The sequence below is a fragment of the Bacillus sp. L_1B0_5 genome (assembly GCF_000836715.1).
Classification (GTDB): domain Bacteria; phylum Bacillota; class Bacilli; order Bacillales; family Bacillaceae_G; genus Bacillus_A; species Bacillus_A thuringiensis_S.
Genome location: NZ_JXIS01000016.1, coordinates 1 through 17,908 on the forward strand (window position 1 = coordinate 1; position 17,908 = coordinate 17,908).

The window sequence follows — 17,908 nt, forward strand, 5'->3', positions numbered from 1 at the left end:
TTCTGCGTTATTGCATCGGCGACTTGTCCTATATTACACTTCTAAACCTTAATCGTCAACATGTTTTTCTAAAAAAATATAAAAAGGCTTATTCCCTTTAAAATAAGCCTTTTTATCATATACCATTCTATTCATTTATTATTTTTCTATAATTGGTAACGAGACAATAAACTGAATAATACCATCCTCATATTCCGCTCGAATACTGCCACCTTGCAACTCAACAATACTTTTCGCAATCGCAAGCCCAAGTCCAGAACCTTCTGTTACTCTACTTCGAGATTGATCCTTCTTATAGAAACGTTCAAACAAACTCCCTAACTCTTCTCTCGTAAACTCTTCACTATGATTCGCAATTACAATTTGTATATTCCGGCGCTGCCTTTGAAGAGAAACTTTTATCTCCCCATCATCTTTACTATACTTAATCGCGTTCATTAATAGATTATCAAATACACGGACCATCTTTTCCGAATCAATCGCTGCATAAGTACGTTCCTCAGGAAACTTCTTAACAAACGTAAGCCCATGCTCTTCTGCCTGCGGCACTAACTCTTCTATTAATTGCTCGAGTAACTCATTTATACAAACCTCTTGTTTTTCTAATATAACTTGCTCATTTGTTAACTTCGTATACTCAAATAAATCTTCTATTAAATTCTTTAACTGCTCCGACTTTGCAAAAGCAATTCTCGTATACTCATCATGTTGTTCTTTATTTTCATATTTAGAATCTCTAAGTAATCGCAAGTAACCCATAATAGAAGTCAGCGGTGTACGTAAATCGTGAGATACATTCGTAATAAGCTCATTCTTCTGCTTCTCTAATTTACGTTCCTTTTCTATATTATTCATAAGCTCTTCCGCCATATTATTAATATTCTCAGTTAAAGACGCAATCTCATCTTCACCTTTCTTCTCAATGCGGTACGCTAAGTTTCCTTTTTCTATTTCCTTTACACCTTCTGCCATTGCTTCAATCTGCTTCATCTTTCTCTTTGTTATATAGAAGAAAGAGAAGATGAATACAAGGACACCAATTAAAAATGGGAATGGTCCTTCTACTTTATAATACACTACCTCCCCTTGAGGCATCCCGCTTACAAACATATATAAGTTCTTACCTTCAATTGTAATAGGCGAGAATGCAATAAACTCTTTTCTTGATCTTTCAATATCATTATTATTTGAATAATTGATAGCAAATGAAGTCGCATTACGAATTGTATTATGCAAATTAATTTGTTCTTCTTGCGCTTGCTTCGTTTTATACAAAACTTTACCATTTTCGTCAGTAACTAATATTTTAAAGGCATCATTCCCTTGCTCTAAATTCTCATTTTCTAGTTCTATCATATTTTGTACAGCATCTAATTTATTTTCAGCAACCATCATTTCCGCTGTACTTTGAGCTTTACGATTAATTTGCTCCATACCATCTCTATAATTAATCTCAGCATGCTGGCTAGCATCTTCAAAAATAGGTGCTACTATCTTCGTTGATACAAAGAGACCTAATAACGCACAAGCAGTAAACGCCGTAATAAGTTGAATCCTTATACTCCGTTTTACGCTCTTTATTATCTTCCCAATTAATTCTCGAATTTTCCTAACATAAGTAAACGGATTAAATATCTTTTTCAATCTTATACCCCACTCCCCATACTGTTTTTATATATCTAGGCTTCCTTGGATTCTCCTCAATCTTTTCACGTACTTTTCGAATATGCACCATTACAGTATTATCAGACTGGAAAGATCGTTCGTTCCACACCTTTTCATAAATTTGCTCCGCACTAAACACCATACCTGGATTTCTAGCTAGCAATTCTAAAATTGAAAATTCCCTCGGGGTTAGTTTCACTTCTTCTCCCTCTACAATAACTTTATGGGTCGAGATGTTTATTTTCATCTCTCCAATTTCTAGCTCGTCCTCATTTTGAATAGCAAAACCATTCATTTTCATATAACGGCGTAACTGAGATTTAATTCGTGCAATTAACTCTAATGGATTAAAGGGCTTCGTTACGTAATCATCTGCTCCTGTTGTTAATCCTAAAATCTTATCCATATCTTGCGTTTTCGCAGAAAGCATAATAATAGGCATCTCTTTCGATTCTCTTACTTTCATACACATATGAATACCATCTACTTTCGGCATCATAATATCTAATACGACTAGATGCACTTCATTTTCTTCCAGTAAACGTAGCCCTTCTTCTCCGTCCCCTGCTTGTAATACTTTATATCCTTCATTCTTTAAATAGATTGTAATTAAATTCCGAATTTCTTTTTCATCATCTACGACAAGTATTGTTTCGTGTGCCACAATATCTCCCCCATTACTTTTTTAATCCCTAACTTCTATTATAGGAAAACTTCTGAAGAAAAACGCTCGGAAATCCTTAAGATTTTCTGAAGACGCAAAAAAGGTCTAGACTCCCCTTAAGTCTAGACCTTTTAAAAAACCCCTTTTATTTACGAACGTAGATGAAATATAGTACGAATAAAACTCCCATAACATACATAATCGGATGAACCTCTTTACGACGACCACTCACAACCATTGTAATTGGATAGAAGATAAATCCAATCGCAATCCCAGTTGCGATACTATACGTAAGTGGCATAGAGATAATTGTAAAGAATGCTGGTACTGCAATCTCGAATTTCTTCCAATCAATTTCCCCTAAGGAAGAAACCATCAATATTCCTACAATAATTAAAGCTGGTGCCGTTACAGCTGGCGTTACAACACTTAGTAATGGCGAGAAGAATAGTGCCAGTAAGAAGAATCCTGCTGTTACAACTGCTGTAAATCCAGAACGTCCTCCCGCTGCTACCCCTGCAGACGATTCAATGTAAGACGTTGTTGTTGATGTACCCAAGATCGCACCAATTACAGTCGCAATCGCATCTGCAAATAATGCTTTTCCTGCACGTGGTAATTTATTGTTCTTCATTAATCCAGCTTGATTCGCAACCGCTACAAGCGTACCTGCTGTATCAAAGAAATCGATAAAGAAGAACGTTATAATAACAATCCCCATTTGAACAGTGAAAATATCTCCAAAGTGCGTTAATGCCACACCGAACGTTGGTTCTAGACTCGGTATTGCTCCCACTACAGCTTTTGGAGTATCAATTAATCCTGTCGCTACTCCTAAGATTGCCGTAAGAATCATACCGTAAAACACTGCACCATTAACTTTCTTAATCATGAAGATGATTGTAGTAACAACCCCGAAGATTGCTAGTAACGTTGTGCCCTTTGTTAAATCCCCCAATCCAACAAGAACAGCATCATTTTTCACGATAATTCCGGCATTTTGGAATCCAAGGAAGGCAATGAACAATCCGATACCTGCCGCTACTGCAAACTTTAACTCCGATGGAATTGCATTAATGATTTTTTCACGAATACCTGAAGCAGTAAGAATAATAAAGATAATACCTGACATTAATGTTCCGGCAATGGCCGTTTGCCACGGAATACCCATCGTTAACACTGCTGTATAAGCAAAGAACGCGTTAATTCCCATACCTGGCGCTAAAGCAATTGGATACTTTGCGAAAATACCCATAATTAACGAACCGATCGCTGCCGCTAATGCCGTAGCAACGAATACTGCACCTGGATCCATCCCTGTACCTGCTGGTAACCCTTTAACATTTCCAAGCGACAGCGTAGCAGGATTGACAAACAGTACGTAAGCCATAGATAGAAATGTTGTTAACCCCGCTATGAACTCAGTTTTATAATTCGTACCGAGCTCATCAAATTGAAAATAGCGTTTCATCCTACGTTTCCCCCGTTATATGATTACTCGCCGTAATCTCCCTAGCCCTCTTTTATCTATTAAAAATAAAAAAGGCTTCCATTGCATATACATGGAAGCGTTCTATGAATAAAGACAAGTTTCCCCTCATCTTTATCTAAACGCCTCGTAGTCAAGCCATTTACGGTAGCTAGGTAGAAACTTTCGGGCCATATCCCCGATATTATACGACGGCATAATATTCACTTTTCGTTTGAATTACATACTCATATTAACTCTTGAATGTATTTTTGTCAATTTAAAAGCGAACATTTTTATATTTTTTTATATTTTCGTTCGTATTAACAACGAAAACAAAAAGATCCATCTATTCATGAATGATAGATGGATCTTTTTTATTACAATACTATTCCCACTCAATAATAGACAGTACTCCCTGTTTCCTTAAATGACAGCACCTTTTGAAAAAATTCATTGTTTTGGTGGTGTGTTTGGTGGGAAATACAATCACCAAGCATCCAGTAAGTGAAATCTCCACTTGTGGTAAGGTTCAGCGCAATGAGGCTAAGTAAGGTTTACAAATCTGGTAAATATCTTTTCATACCTATAGAGATTGATTCATTTCCTCTTTGCTAACTAGTAAAGCGTCATCTTGATTATTATCGTAATCAAACCAATAGGTTATTTGCTTTATATCTGTACGATTGGATTGAACCTCTATTTTCTTAATTATAGCTCTTAATAAAGATTTCTCCAGTTCATAATTAGCATGTTTATATAAATCAGTAAAATTTTCAAGTGCCCTTATAACTATTTCTTTAGTAATTGGCACTTCAGCACTTTCTATTTTTCTTTCTATATAAAACGCATTAAATATTTTATAAAATAACACACAGTCTGTCTATTGGAATAATAATTAGAATTCGACAGAAAGTGTCAAAAACCTTTATTGCGTTTCATATAGTTTATTTTTTTCAACTTCAAGTTCATCTATCTATTTCCGTAACGGGTCGGATAACTCCGTATATGTTTCTACCCGAATTTTCTCATCAAAGTAATCCTTATTAAGTTTAACTATACGATTTTTTCTTCTTTTTTCCATAACCATATAAACTTTTTATTCTCATTGCATATACTAACTATTAATTAATTTTTTGAGGGGGGAAATATACCGAATGAATTTATCCAAAGGCTTTATCTGCATCACTAATCCTTCTTGGTGTTACACATTATCTTCAAATAATATGCAACTAGCTTGTATTTGGTTAAGGAGAACAACCTTTAAAGCTATAGAACAACATCAACCTATTTTTTTTGTAGAAAAGAAGAGTAGATTCCTTCGTGGTTACGGTTATTTTGATAAATTTGAAGTTAATACAACCAGACAATGTTGGGAAAAATATGAAATATTAAATGGCGCTAAAACATTTAATGAATTTTTAAATCAGTTAAATTTCCCCAACGAGGAAAAAGGGTGGGCCCAGCCCATTGGGAATATATTAATAAAAAAAATCAAATGGCTTAATAAAGAAATACCTATTCACCAAATAAATGTAAATTTCCCAAAACCTACCGTAACAGGTAAAACTATAAACTCTGAGGAAACAAAAATACTTCTTTCCTATTTTAATGCCTAACTAATATTTTCAAATTATTGATAAACTAAAGTTATCCTTAAATTTAATAGTATAAGAAATAAAAAGGTCATGATAAAATCATGACCTTTTTATTTACTACTTTTTAATTCACTGTAAATGAGATTTCTATCTTTAGATAATAACAAATCTACTAATTCTCGATCTTCAATACATTTTAAATTAATCCCTAGTGGATCAAGAATTGCTTTCATGGCAGATGTATTCCGGTCATGAATAGTGGGTGCAGTATAAATTCCATTAACAATCGCCTCAGAATGTTCTTCCGCAAATAATTTAATATGGTCTGGTACTGAAGAACCTTCAGCACTAAATTGTGCAGATTTAGCCTTAATTGTTGTTAATTCTAATATAAAGAATTCACCATTAATAATAAAAATAATATCGGGGGTTCCTGTCTTCCCTCCTGGCGCTGGTCTTGGAAGACCAAATTCTCCTACTTTACCATTCCAATACACATCATCTATTATTTTTTCTTTTCGTAGCTGCTCCAATAATTTATAAAATAGATATTCATAATAAGCTCCCCTAAGATTTTTATTATTAGTTAAATCAGCTCCTATAATATCTCCTATAATTCCTAGATAAGACAAATAATTCTTATCAAATGTTTTTGCCGCAGAGTGTTCATTGATGATTTGTCCTATTTCATCTATATTTTCATTATTAGTAATACTATGGTTTGAATTAATATTAAATTCATATTTTCCACTTAAATAATCCGGCTTGATTGTAGCCCTTTCCAAAACAGTTCCATCCACCGGGCTTATAAAAATAATGTCATAATTCTCATTTATGAACATTGGAGAAACTAATGAGCAACCACTTTTTATTAAATCACCTTTTATCATTACCCCATTTTGTTCAATAATTATTATTAAATTGCTATTTCCTTTATTTTCAACCTCAATATCCCTTGGTGGTATTTTTCTATTAGGATTTCCAATGTAATCCATCCATAACTTTAAATTATCACCAAAATTATACACTTGTGAATTTTCATATTTACTACTTAAAACCTCTTTAACATAAACTTCTTGTTCATCTTTAATCTTAATTGCAGGTAATTTATTGGAATCAGGGCTTCCTGGATTCGGTATCTGAATTTTAAATCTCTCAATAATCCCCGTACTATAACACAGACTTTCAAAATAAGATGCTGAAGATGCCTTTACAAGAGTAATATTACCTATATGTGTTTCCTTAAAAAGTTTAATTTCAGTATCTCGTTCCATTAAATCTTGTTTCCTGTACTTTTTTATTTTCTCTATTGTAAGTGGAATTTCACTTTCATCCCTAATCGAAAATACAAAATACGCCAATTCCTCTCGATCAAGATAATTTAATTCAATTAATAACTTTAAAATAACCCTAAATGGAAAGACTAAAATATTTTCACAATCTTTTAATATTACCGGATTAGTGATTTGAAGTTTTTCAAATTGTTCAAGAAATACCGATGAAGTTTCAATTAAACCTCCACTTTTTTTACCTTCCCCTAAGGTTCCGATATTTTCAATGCTATCTTTATGAAAATCATATAAGTATCTACCAGCATCTGTGATTTTTACAGTATTAGGCGTTGTATTGCTATCTATGTATAAAAACCCTAAATACTGTGGAATTGAAGCAAGTAAAGTACGAATAGATTGATTTGAAGGGGATCTTTTTTCCTTTACCGCCCCACGTTTTCTTAAATCATTTCCAATATTATTTTGTTTTTGCTCATTCCAACGTGTTTGATCATAATTCCTATTTATAAGGGATTCTATTAAACAAATCGTTTGGTGAAGACTTCCTCTTTTTGGAACAAGCCATACCTCTTTACTTCTATTTTTTTGTACCATAATAGCCTCCTAAATTTCATTCATAACAAATTATACCATATTAATAAAAAAGCCTACTCAACATTAAGTAGACTTTTTTAAAACAAATACAAAATCTTTATTTATTTTCCCACCCTTATTACCTCTAGGAATTCTTAAATAGTGATTTTTAATTATATAGCTAAAGTAAGTATCTATTTCAAATCCAATCACTCTTGCTATATCACAAATAATGCTCCAACTTTCAACATTAATTTTCCTTATACTACTATTTCCAATAACAATACAATATTTACCCTCTTCTGCTAACACATTATAAACCTCGATTAAGTTCTTATGCATATCCTCAAAAAACCTTTTAACAATAAGTGCCCTCTTTTGATCAATTTTTTCAATATCGTAATATACTTCCTTAAGTTGCTTACTTAGTTCTAAAATTGACAGATCTAATTCTGATTTCACTTTTTTAGTAGTTATATTTTCAGTACCTACATAAGATTTTTTCTTATCCTTAATCGTTTCTTCGGAGTCTAAGCCTAGCCATAAGTTTTCTAACCTCAATGTCCTAGCATAATCAAATGCATTTATATAAGGAGGCGAAGTAATCGCTACTTCAATTTTTGAATTTGCTTTTATGTTTAAAGCATCCCCCTCTAATAATTCTACTTTTCCTATCTTATTACTTAGAGTGTAATTTAAAAATTCTTTCATATACGCTAAGTATTTATTCACAATATTAGGAAACACGATAAAGGGATCAGAAGGTACTTTCTTAATTTTACTTGATATATATGGCTTAGGAGACACATCATCAGCATTCGAACATTTCCTTATTGAGCTTGCTAAACAGACATTTAAAAAATCTATTATTGCCGAATTCTCTAATTCATTTATCTCATTTTTAATAAGACCTAGTTTTTGAACATTTTGCTCTGAAAACCAGTGATACAAATTGTTTATTTGAGGAACCATAGGATTTTTATAATCCATATAAGATTCTTGATATTGTTTAATTATTCTTTCTAGCCAATCGATTATTTGATTAATATCTTGTAACTTTAAAGGAGTCGTCTTAACCTTAATTAATAATTTAGCAAAATTGTCTATTTCCGTTCCATAAGCATCATGTCCATTTATAATGGATTCTAATAATGTAGTTCCGCTACCACTAAACGGGTCTAAAATGCTTGCCTTTCTCTCCCCAATATACTTATTCATAAACCACCTTGGTATTTCTGGGATAAATTTACATGGATATTTGAAATAACCGTGTGTATATGAATTGGGATTTGGTTGTTTTATTGCATAAGTTTTTCCGTTTTCTATACACATTGGTAAGCTTTCAACTTCTATTACTACTTCCTCTTCTATTTTCTCAATAGCTAATTCTTCTTTAAACATATAACACTTTCCCTTAAAAAGTTTTTTTGTTCCTTTGTAATATTATATTGTTGAGAGCTTGTGATTATATAGCGTGCAACTTCAATTCTACTTACTTCAAAACCTATCTTTTCTGCAAAAATTGAGAACAATAAATCAGTTGGTACCACAATTCCTCCATAAGAAGAGTTACTTACTACAATAGTACAAAAACCACCTTGTTCTAATGCTGAATAGCATTTTTCAATCACTCTAAACATATCATGGAAATACAATTTCAACATAATCGGAATCTTTTTATCCCATAGTTTCTTTTCTTTTAATTTGCTTAATATATCTTCTAATAATGGAATTGTATAAACATTATCTATATCTTCTTTAAAGTTAGCATTAAGATGTGACCTTAGTGAAGATTTTTTAAGAGTTTTCATTTCCTCATAGTTTGCTACAAAGCCCCCAAACCACAGCTCTAACTTATAAATTTCAGTATAGTCAAAGCAATTAGCATATGGTGGAGAAAAAATAACACCTGTAACACTGCTATCTTCAATAAATTTATCCATATCAATACATGTATGATTTATAAGCTGTATATCTCGCATACCCTTCTTTGTTTCAAGATCTATATACATATTCGAATAAATATGATCTAGTTTATAGTAAACATCCTCTTTATTTAATACGATTGGATTCTTTAACTTTCTTTTTTTTAATCCATTACCTGCTTTTCTATAATTAGATAATTCTTCTATAGAAGATAACCAACCCAATTTCAATAAATTTATAACATTTGGATTTATTCCTTCATTTTCAAGATCAATTATGTTTTTTTTAATCGACATAAGTTTATCCTGTACTTCTTTATTAAAAACCTTATCAGCAAAAGATAAATTTGGCATCGGAAATACGCCATTTTCTTCATTTAATACCTTTTCAAACAAGCTCTTAAAAAGCTTAATTTCTCCTAACGTATAATTTCCTAATTTAACTTTGCTTAAAAAGTAAGAAAATGGATTAACCTCAAATCCTATTCCCTTATATCCTAATTCATTAGCACCAATTAATGTGCTCCCGCTACCTGAAAATGGATCTAATATAGTTCCTGTTGATCTCTTAGCTTGTTCTTTAATTAATCTTTTAACAAGCTCAACTGAAAAACCTTCTTTATACCTATACCAACGTTGGTAAGGCTTTTTTAATTCATCTGAATAATTAACTTGACTTAAATATGTTGCATTTTCAATTTCCGGATAAAGCACATTAAAGCTTTTTTCAATACCATTATAATCTATCATTAAAAAACACCTCTTAGGAACATTTTAGTATACTTTTTTATTTTCAAGCATCAATTATACTTAGCTTTTATAAAAATAAGCATAACGAAAATACGTTCCCTTTTCTACAATTTTATCTTAAATTAATAATCCAAACAATTATTAATAATTCCCATTCAAACTTTAATACAATATCCCCATAATTTAACAAACAAAAATAGGTAGCGATCTCTTAATAATTATCTAATAAAAAATCTCAATCTCCAATTTCCGCTTTACTATCACTTGTGATACGGTTCACTGAAACTAATATTAAATTCGTTATTAAGTCGAATGGGACTTTCTATCTTATCTTCGCTCCAACTGTTTGAAATTCCGCATGCCCTTTACAGCGAGCCTTTCCCCATGTTACAAGCAGTCTCTGCACCCTCACGATTTTCTCTCTAAATAAAGCTATCCTCTTACATTACTTTTATTTAATGCTTGATTACCATTAAATTTAATTTTTGTCCGTTCAGCCGTTTTGATTTCAATATTTCCAGTCATTGCGTCAACAATTGTAGTATCAGCACCACTCCACATATGAGCATAGTGTTTTAAAGTAATCTCTGGACTTGAATGCCCCATACGTTGAGATAAAACGAGCACCGATACATTAAATTCATTGATAAGATACGAAGCATGTGAATGACGCAATCCCTTTGCTTGTATCTTTCTCACTCCTGCAAGTTTAGAGTATCGCTCAATAATTCGAGCTATCGTTGATTTAATCATAGGTAATCCATCATAGCTAAAAACAAAATCATTTTCCTTCCCTAAGCCAATATTCGTTTGCTTATCTCTCCATTCTGTTAAAATTTTTATAGTATCATCATCAAGTGCAATTATTCTTTTGCCATCTTCTGTTTTCGTATATGAATTTCGTCTCCAATCCTTTCTAGTTTTTATAATGAGCATGTGATGAACTCGCATACGCTTTTTTATTAAATCAATATCACTCCAATGTAAAGCCGTTCCTTCATTCACACGAATTCCTGTCATGTAATAAACCCATAACATAACAAAATTTAAATGTTCATAAAAATCACCAATATAAATTTGATTTATCACTTTTTCAAATTCTAGCTTTGTCCAATATGGTACAATTGCTTTTCCTTTTGGGATTGCTTTAACTTTTTTCGAAACATTATGCTCCAAGTATTGCATTTCTACAGCTTTGTCTAAACTTTTGCGAAACACTCCAAAAATTAGACTAGCATAGGACTGAGCATACCCAGCTCCGCCATTCTCTTGATTTGTTAATAACCATGTACGAAAATTTTGTACGTCCTCAACTGAAATAGACCGAAGGGGGATAGAAGCAAATCTATCCCTTATCCTTTCCAATATTCTTCGCTTAACAGAGAAGGTACTTTCTTCAACATCTGTTTGATAGTAAGGCATATACACATTATTCATAAATTGCTCGTAAGTCATTTTATAATTAGCGTAACTATTGACTTTATGATATTCTCTTTTTAATCTAGTTAACTCCTTGTTAGCTTCGAATGCGGAAGAAAAAGGCTTGCCATTAACGTCTTTTCTTCCTTTTTTTCGTACTCGTTTTCCTGTAACCCGATCAATACCAAATTCCGATTGATAAAAGAAGTTTCCTTTATCATCAACATATACACCAGGATATTTCGTTGTTTGTTGCGTTCTATTTTTCATTGGGAATTACTCATTTCTGTTATAAGAGAAACTCCTAAAATGGATTCAATCACATCTCTTGGAACTCTCCCCAGTCTTTTGTTGTTATAATAAGGACAACCTTTTTGTACCATGATTGCCTTCGCTTGCCTAATTAGTGAAATAGCTTGATATTTTTTATATCCCAGTTTAATTAAATCATCTTTACATATTGTTGTACCCATCACAATAACCCCTTTCCACGCTAATATTCATCCTCACTCATAAGTTCTACTACACGCTGCTCGATTAATGTTTGGTCGGATTCAGTGATTTTTTCTTTCCCCATCTGTATTAACTCTTTCAAATAAAGCTCAGCATATTTTTCACCATATACACGCCTAAATGATTCATAAAGCATACTTATTGATTTCACTGTAGAATTTTCAACCCAATCTTTCTTTTTCTTTAAAGTGAGTTTTTCACGCTTTACTTTTAAGGGGATTTCTTGAATACCGTCTACAAACTTTTGCCACCATCTCATTGTAGGAAGTCTATTTTTATTATGTAAGTCACTGGCACTCTTAGGTTGCGTCTTGAAACAATAATGAGCTGATAAAACACCTTTAACTATAGCATTAAGTGGTTTCCCCTTCGATATTTGAAGAGCCACTTGCATCGATTTATTTCCAGTCAACTCTAATTCCCATCTGATCCACTTCTCAACATTTACAACTTCATCCGCGTTATCTTTTCTTTCTTGTTTTTTATCATAGATTCGTAATATTTGTGGGGATGAGCCAATATACAACGTAAAACCCGTCAATTTCCCATCAAGAACCCTACCACTATTTATTTCAATGAATTTGTGACTTTTCGTGCTTAACTGTCCACGTTTTACATAGTCCTGCAACGCTTTTACAGGTGGAGTAGCATCATCAAAAATATCTAGGGCCAAATCTATTCTCGATACTTTACCTTGCACCTCTAGAATAAATGCTATAAATTTGTACCAATGCCAACCATCAACTCTCGACATATATTCTTCATATTGCCTACATGCTTGTCCAGACATATCTATAAGAACACTACTATGACTTCGAGAGGAATGAAGCTTTATATTTGCAAAGCTAATGCACACATCGTAAGTAGGATACGGAGACCCCTTAATCTCTGAAGAAAATTCAGAGATAGGGATTCCTAAAATTCCATCAGCAACTGTCGGAAACTCACTATTTGGAATCGAACAACGAAAGTAATCAATTAAGCATTGATTACTTCGCTTTTGGCTCATTCTCTTCACCGATAGTGTAACTATCAGCTTCTATTTTGATTTCTGAATACTGCCACGTATCAACCATTGGCTTACCTTGTCCGACAAATGTTTTCTTTTGGATTTTCCTAGGTTTCACTTTAAGCCCTGTAAAATAAATTGGAATAAATTCACCATCTTCGTAATGATCAAAGATAGGTAAGCTGTCCTGTTTTTCAATTACTACAGTAATAGGCGAACCGATTTCAGTCCCACCATTTTGTAATACAAGCTCAATAAATGGTCTATCGTAAACCTTAAAAGTTATTGCATATTTACCTGTTTCAACTAGCTCACCATTTAGATTCTTTTCTTTTTCAATCCGAGTAGCAAAGCCATCTTTTTGCACTACCATCGCTGTAGGAACTTTAAATTGCTTAATATCAAAGTGAAAATCACCTAATTCAACATTTTCCGAGTCATTTAAAGAATGAAGTTTTGACGATTTTAAAATTAATTTCCCCATGTTTTCAATCTCCCCTTTTATCATTTTTAAATCCCGAACTCTCGGGATTTTGAACAACCTTTCAACCTTAGCCCCCCAACAGATTACACAACTTTCATTGAGGGAGATTAACCAGTGTTACCCACTGGTTGCTTCGCTAATTTTGGTTATTTATAAGTGTTGGGCAAAGAACGCCCAACAGGGCATAACTTCTCACGAGCGTTTCTTGCCACTCCGTTTGGCGACTAACGTCGCCACCGAAACCCTCGCAAAAAGTTACGCTAATTTGTAAGGATTGATGAAATCACTTCTTATTTCAGACAGTGCTCTCACATTCACTTCCCTCCCCTTGAGAGTTATCCGCTATTTGTTGATTTTTCATCAATTTTTCTATTTCTGCTATGAAGTCAAAGTTTTTGTCTATATACGGAGTTTCAAAATAGACTGGAGCAGTGTGAATGCCATCCAGTTGAATATATCCACCACCTTTCTCTGTAACCGTCTTATATTCAACGTTATTAGTATCAAATATCATGTTATAACCAATTGAGTCCATAGCACCTAAACCCGCTTTAAAGCCCATCTGTGCCCTTATATTCGTAGGTAGGTCATCTGCTGAAGGACGTTGCATAAGTATTTCAATCATGACGCCTGCTTGTCTGCCTTTCATAACGATTTGAAAAACGTAATCTAGGGCTTCTTTAGCAACTTTCTTATCTACAGAATGCATAAAAGCTGAAAATTCATCAAAAATGACAATAACGATAGGCAAATTAAAGTCTCGATAGGTTTTACCAAAAGCTGAAACGTTATCGAAATATTCAGAATAACGTTTCTCCATTAATCCAACGACTTCTCTTAGCATTTTGCATATTTGATTGGCTTCTGTAGCAACTTTCCCTTCAAATCCCGTAACGAAACGTAAAAGGCTCAAGTCTGCTTTTTTAGGGTCAACAATTCTTAAATCAGCTTGAGGAGATAAATTCAAGTAAGAAACTATTTTCCCCAAAATAAAGAACGACTTGCCTGATCCAGTTCCTCCGACCACAAGTGAGTGTACGACCTTGTGGAGTTCGTAAGATATATTTCCAGTAATTCTAATTTCATCTGAACCATTTGATTTACTTATTGCTGAAGCTAGGTTAATTCGTTCGTCTTTGTATTTTAAGAAAGTATACTCAACATAGTTAACAGTTATATTTGTTGTTTCTAATTCCATTCCTAAAGTAGCTTCGAGGTTTTCGCCAAGATTGGTAGCTTCTTTTGTAAATCGGTCACCATCACGCATAATTCTCACATAAATGTACTTTTCCAATTCGTTGTAAGAAATACGAATAACCCTCACAATACGTTTTTCTTTCACCACTCTATCCTCTTTGATAACTTCAAAGTAATCTTCATCATACAATTTCAGCGTGTCTATCATATAAGCTAGATTATTAGCAATCCATGACTTACGGTCCTTAACAAAGTTAAAGTAGAATCTAATACTTTTGTAAATAGATACCGCCCAAAAAACTATTATTAGTAAATCAACGAAACCATTGAAACTCATATAGCCATGAATCACAGGAATTTCAATTATTAGTGGGGGAATAGCGTTTGATACTTTCACAAAGAAAATCGTCAGCATAAGGATGAATATTACAAGGAAATATTTTAATAATTTATTTTTCCTTTGTGGATATACAACCTCGTGCCAATCGCTATTTCCTTTATTGAACATGTTTGTAAGTGCATTTTGCTTCATGGATTGCTCCTTTCAAACCTTAACCGCTTAGTTTTCTTTATCCCACATTGATGAAAATCCAGCTACAACCTTAATTAAATAATCATAGCTGACACCTTGTTTGATGTTTTCACCGTAAATTGCTCTATCAGCCACTTTTTTTAATTCATGAAATAGTTCAGAGTTTTTCGGTATTCTCTTTTTAAATACTTCTAAATCTAATTCATCTATATCTACAAGAGAAGACCATGCTTCATGATCTACTCTAAAGTCATTTTTTATTAGAAATTGAATTGGGTCATCATCGTGAACAAATGGTTTCATAACATTAGACGTTTCGATACGTTTTGATATAATTTCTAACTCATCATCTTCACTATCTCGACTCATACCATTAATGTCTACCCTAACACCCATACGCTTATATTTGCGAATTTCCGATAATAAAGCTTCACTAGCCGCTGCCAAACTCTCGTATAAATTATTGGAATCGGCATAAACATTGATTCGTTGATGATTGGTTCCATCTAGTGTTTTATCGTGGAAAAGCTCTAGGTTGATTGAAATTTGGACTTTACGCATACTGTATTCCTCCCTATTACCCCTAAAGGTTAGATACTACTTATTTTTCGATTCAAAAATCCCACACATTTTAACGCCCCGTTCTTTAATCGCATTCGTCATAAATTCAATACATGAAATAAATTCCTCTTTAGAAGGTTGAAGTCTCGTACCATCAAAGAGCCCAGTCCATAATTCTTTAGGTTTTGAGTTAGAATCATAAGGGTCTTCTAAAAAACTTTGGAAACAATACTTTTCAATGAATTCTTTATAGCTTCCAAAAGAATTTAACCAGTTCATTACTTCGGTAATCACTTCTTTTTCTGTTAAATAAACTTTCCCATAAACTTTAGCTTCACTCAGAAAACTACTCAAAATTTCTCTAAGTTCAAGGTCAGAAGCCCCATTGTTTTTAGAACGGAAAAATAAGTGGATTTTATCGAGAGCTAGAAAGAAATTGTCGGCTGTCTTTGCGACCCTCCCGAGATTAAAACCTCTACACACAGAGGAAAAATTCGATAGATAATATACTGAATCTAAAAATTCTAACATCGATTCATGAACTTCAATATCTTGCTCTTTAATATAAAAGCTCCATATAGCCGAATTTGAGATTTTATTTTTTTCGGAAATCCCTTTGGAAATCATTTCATTTTTTATCATTGAGATATTTGGCACAATCAGTTTTTTTGATTTTTTATCATTGATTAAAATATCTTCATGATAATATCTCAAATATGCGGTAAAAAAACTTTGTGGAGAAATTAAAGTGTCAGTATAAGTGGTTTCTCCTTCACCAAAAAGAAATTCTAGATTTTCCTTAACAACAGAAGAAGAGTCACAATCAAACTTCAAATTAGAACAATTTAGGAGTTTATAGTTAATAAACGTTTCCAAAGGATTATTTCCGATTAATGAGCCGTTATCATAAAGTCCAAGACAATTTTGCGTAAAAAGTTTTCCCATTTTTTACAACCCCTTCGTTTTTTGTTATCTAAGATACAGAAGGGGTAATTCCCTTCTGTATCTTTATTCCCCATGTTTTTAGCTCTCCATATCGGATATGAAGGGCATTTCCATACTTGCGCTGCAAAGAACTTAATGAAGATTTACTATTGTACTGATGAAGCGATACCAAGACTTATTAATGTTTCAACTGGTACCTCCATACATTCCCTCTTATCAGAAAACAGATAGTCAAAAGCTCTGTCCTTTAAGCACTCCAGGTCATCTTCTGATACATCCACAACATCTGGAATCATTTTAATAATCTCTCTTATAAGATTTGCGGAGGCATCTAATCAATCTGAATATTGTAATAAAACAACCGTATCATCCTTTGTAACCAAAAGTTTCCCCATGTTAATCACTCCTAAAAGTTTTTAAAATCAAAATATTAAGTTTCCAAAGAGCAATCATCCTCTTATCTAACCGTGTAACTCACCTTGTAAGTAACTGAATCATGTTCTTCCTTCTTAAGATCCAAATTTTCAATTCTCCTTAATTTCTCCTTTCAATTAACACAATACACTTTCGTCACCTAAACGTCAATACTTTTTCTCCGTAAATTCTCCGTTTTATTTTTTCGTAAAAAAAGTACTGCTAATTTATAGCAGTACTAAACATTAATAAACATCTCTTTTTATTAAACCTCACAACTCTTATCAACTTCAGTTTCAATATCACTTAATAACTTAATAACTGTATTACTAAATTCTTCATCGTACTCCAATTCTATTTTTTCTTTATACTTATTAATAATATTTTTTAATGCTTGAATATCAATTCTTTGTCCTTTATTTTCATTATTACGCTCTTTCACATCTTCAATGTTTTTCATAAAAGCAGCTTTAAGGATAAGACGAATACAAACACCAATTGTAACACTTCTAACTCCAAGTACCTTTGGCAGTTCTTTTTTCAGCGTTTGGATTCCCAGTTCTACTTCATTACTAACTTGAAGTTTAGGTCTTAATGCACCTTCTTTAATTTCATAATCATTTAGCAACTTAATCTTAGAATCAAATATTTCTTTCCAATCATTAACCCATTCCGAATCATTGAATGCTTGCATAAGCACATTCCCTTTCGTCATGCTGATTCCAGTTCTGTCTTCATACATATTTTTTAACTCTTCAATTAATTCTGCTGTTTCAATTGATATTCTTACTTGATAAATCATTATTTTTCCTTCCCTCAATAAAAATTCATAGAATAAACGTCAATAATTTTTCTCCACTTACATCATAGGCTTGATTTTTTTTATTGTCAATTTTTCT

At 32.8% G+C, this 17,908-nt stretch carries 16 protein-coding genes and 1 riboswitch; of the genes, 1 reads left to right on the forward strand and 15 read right to left on the reverse strand.

What is annotated here, in order from left to right:
* Positions 1–138: 138 nt before the first annotated feature.
* The 4 genes from RT27_RS05140 to RT27_RS05155 form a co-directional block, all read right to left on the reverse strand.
* A complete protein-coding gene (locus RT27_RS05140; protein WP_043935445.1) occupies positions 139–1,644 on the reverse strand; it encodes a HAMP domain-containing sensor histidine kinase in 1,506 nt (501 codons plus the stop codon).
* A complete protein-coding gene (locus tag RT27_RS05145; protein ID WP_000929891.1) occupies positions 1,628–2,329 on the reverse strand; it encodes a response regulator transcription factor in 702 nt (233 codons plus the stop codon). The genes RT27_RS05140 and RT27_RS05145 overlap by 17 nt, the downstream gene beginning before the upstream one ends.
* 145 nt (positions 2,330–2,474) lie before the next feature.
* Complete coding sequence (locus RT27_RS05150; RefSeq protein ID WP_000833096.1) at positions 2,475–3,800, reverse strand: NCS2 family permease; 1,326 nt, start codon at positions 3,798–3,800, stop codon at positions 2,475–2,477.
* Between the two features lie 128 nt (positions 3,801–3,928).
* A riboswitch (purine riboswitch) is annotated at positions 3,929–4,030 on the reverse strand.
* Positions 4,031–4,383: 353 nt separating this feature from the next.
* Positions 4,384–4,671, reverse strand: a complete 288-nt coding sequence (locus RT27_RS05155) for a hypothetical protein (protein WP_043935447.1) — start codon at positions 4,669–4,671, stop codon at positions 4,384–4,386.
* 283 nt (positions 4,672–4,954) lie between these two features.
* On the opposite strand from RT27_RS05155, the gene RT27_RS05160 reads away from it, so the two are divergent.
* Entirely contained in the window at positions 4,955–5,416 is a 462-nt protein-coding gene (locus tag RT27_RS05160) for a hypothetical protein (protein WP_043935449.1), read from the forward strand.
* An 89-nt stretch (positions 5,417–5,505) separates the two neighbouring features.
* Here RT27_RS05160 and RT27_RS05165 read toward each other — a convergent pair whose 3' ends face one another.
* The 11 genes from RT27_RS05165 to RT27_RS32315 all read right to left on the reverse strand — a co-directional run bounded on the left by RT27_RS05165 (position 5,506) and on the right by RT27_RS32315 (position 17,811).
* Positions 5,506–7,281: an AlwI family type II restriction endonuclease gene (locus RT27_RS05165; RefSeq protein ID WP_043935450.1), complete on the reverse strand. Its 1,776-nt coding sequence runs from the start codon at positions 7,279–7,281 to the stop codon at positions 5,506–5,508.
* Between the two features lie 63 nt (positions 7,282–7,344).
* Entirely contained in the window at positions 7,345–8,661 is a 1,317-nt protein-coding gene (locus tag RT27_RS05170; protein WP_043935452.1) for a restriction endonuclease subunit M, read from the reverse strand.
* On the reverse strand, positions 8,643–9,935 hold the full coding sequence (locus RT27_RS05175; protein WP_043935453.1) for a DNA methyltransferase: 1,293 nt from the start codon (positions 9,933–9,935) through the stop codon (positions 8,643–8,645). Before RT27_RS05175 ends, RT27_RS05170 begins: the two co-directional genes overlap by 19 nt.
* Before the next feature lie 432 nt (positions 9,936–10,367).
* Positions 10,368–11,624 (reverse strand): site-specific integrase, encoded by a 1,257-nt coding sequence (locus RT27_RS05180; RefSeq protein WP_043935455.1) that lies wholly within the window; start codon positions 11,622–11,624, stop codon positions 10,368–10,370.
* Positions 11,621–11,827: a DUF3173 domain-containing protein gene (locus RT27_RS05185; protein ID WP_043935457.1), complete on the reverse strand. Its 207-nt coding sequence runs from the start codon at positions 11,825–11,827 to the stop codon at positions 11,621–11,623. The genes RT27_RS05180 and RT27_RS05185 overlap by 4 nt, the downstream gene beginning before the upstream one ends.
* A gap of 20 nt (positions 11,828–11,847) precedes the next feature.
* Entirely contained in the window at positions 11,848–12,876 is a 1,029-nt protein-coding gene (locus RT27_RS05190) for a replication initiation factor domain-containing protein (protein ID WP_043935459.1), read from the reverse strand.
* Positions 12,857–13,360 (reverse strand): hypothetical protein, encoded by a 504-nt coding sequence (locus RT27_RS05195; protein WP_043935460.1) that lies wholly within the window; start codon positions 13,358–13,360, stop codon positions 12,857–12,859. The genes RT27_RS05190 and RT27_RS05195 overlap by 20 nt, the downstream gene beginning before the upstream one ends.
* 295 nt (positions 13,361–13,655) lie before the next feature.
* Positions 13,656–15,089 (reverse strand): FtsK/SpoIIIE domain-containing protein, encoded by a 1,434-nt coding sequence (locus RT27_RS05200; protein ID WP_231577701.1) that lies wholly within the window; start codon positions 15,087–15,089, stop codon positions 13,656–13,658.
* 27 nt (positions 15,090–15,116) lie between these two features.
* A complete protein-coding gene (locus tag RT27_RS32310) occupies positions 15,117–15,650 on the reverse strand; it encodes a hypothetical protein (protein ID WP_052497720.1) in 534 nt (177 codons plus the stop codon).
* A 36-nt stretch (positions 15,651–15,686) separates the two neighbouring features.
* A complete protein-coding gene (locus RT27_RS05210; protein ID WP_043935462.1) occupies positions 15,687–16,595 on the reverse strand; it encodes a hypothetical protein in 909 nt (302 codons plus the stop codon).
* 679 nt (positions 16,596–17,274) lie between these two features.
* Entirely contained in the window at positions 17,275–17,811 is a 537-nt protein-coding gene (locus tag RT27_RS32315) for a hypothetical protein (protein ID WP_052497719.1), read from the reverse strand.
* Positions 17,812–17,908 lie beyond the last annotated feature (97 nt).

Coding starts and splice junctions, on each gene's coding strand:
- RT27_RS05150 (WP_000833096.1), bottom strand. CDS start 3,800: ATGAAACGCTATTTTCAATTTGATGAGCTCGGTACGAATTATAAAACT.
- RT27_RS05160 (WP_043935449.1), top strand. CDS start 4,955: ATGAATTTATCCAAAGGCTTTATCTGCATCACTAATCCTTCTTGGTGT.
- RT27_RS05165 (WP_043935450.1), bottom strand. CDS start 7,281: ATGGTACAAAAAAATAGAAGTAAAGAGGTATGGCTTGTTCCAAAAAGA.
- RT27_RS05170 (WP_043935452.1), bottom strand. CDS start 8,661: ATGTTTAAAGAAGAATTAGCTATTGAGAAAATAGAAGAGGAAGTAGTA.
- RT27_RS05175 (WP_043935453.1), bottom strand. CDS start 9,935: ATGATAGATTATAATGGTATTGAAAAAAGCTTTAATGTGCTTTATCCG.
- RT27_RS05180 (WP_043935455.1), bottom strand. CDS start 11,624: ATGAAAAATAGAACGCAACAAACAACGAAATATCCTGGTGTATATGTT.
- RT27_RS05185 (WP_043935457.1), bottom strand. CDS start 11,827: ATGGGTACAACAATATGTAAAGATGATTTAATTAAACTGGGATATAAA.
- RT27_RS05190 (WP_043935459.1), bottom strand. CDS start 12,876: ATGAGCCAAAAGCGAAGTAATCAATGCTTAATTGATTACTTTCGTTGT.
- RT27_RS05195 (WP_043935460.1), bottom strand. CDS start 13,360: ATGGGGAAATTAATTTTAAAATCGTCAAAACTTCATTCTTTAAATGAC.
- RT27_RS05200 (WP_231577701.1), bottom strand. CDS start 15,089: ATGAAGCAAAATGCACTTACAAACATGTTCAATAAAGGAAATAGCGAT.
- RT27_RS32310 (WP_052497720.1), bottom strand. CDS start 15,650: ATGCGTAAAGTCCAAATTTCAATCAACCTAGAGCTTTTCCACGATAAA.
- RT27_RS05210 (WP_043935462.1), bottom strand. CDS start 16,595: ATGGGAAAACTTTTTACGCAAAATTGTCTTGGACTTTATGATAACGGC.
- RT27_RS32315 (WP_052497719.1), bottom strand. CDS start 17,811: ATGATTTATCAAGTAAGAATATCAATTGAAACAGCAGAATTAATTGAA.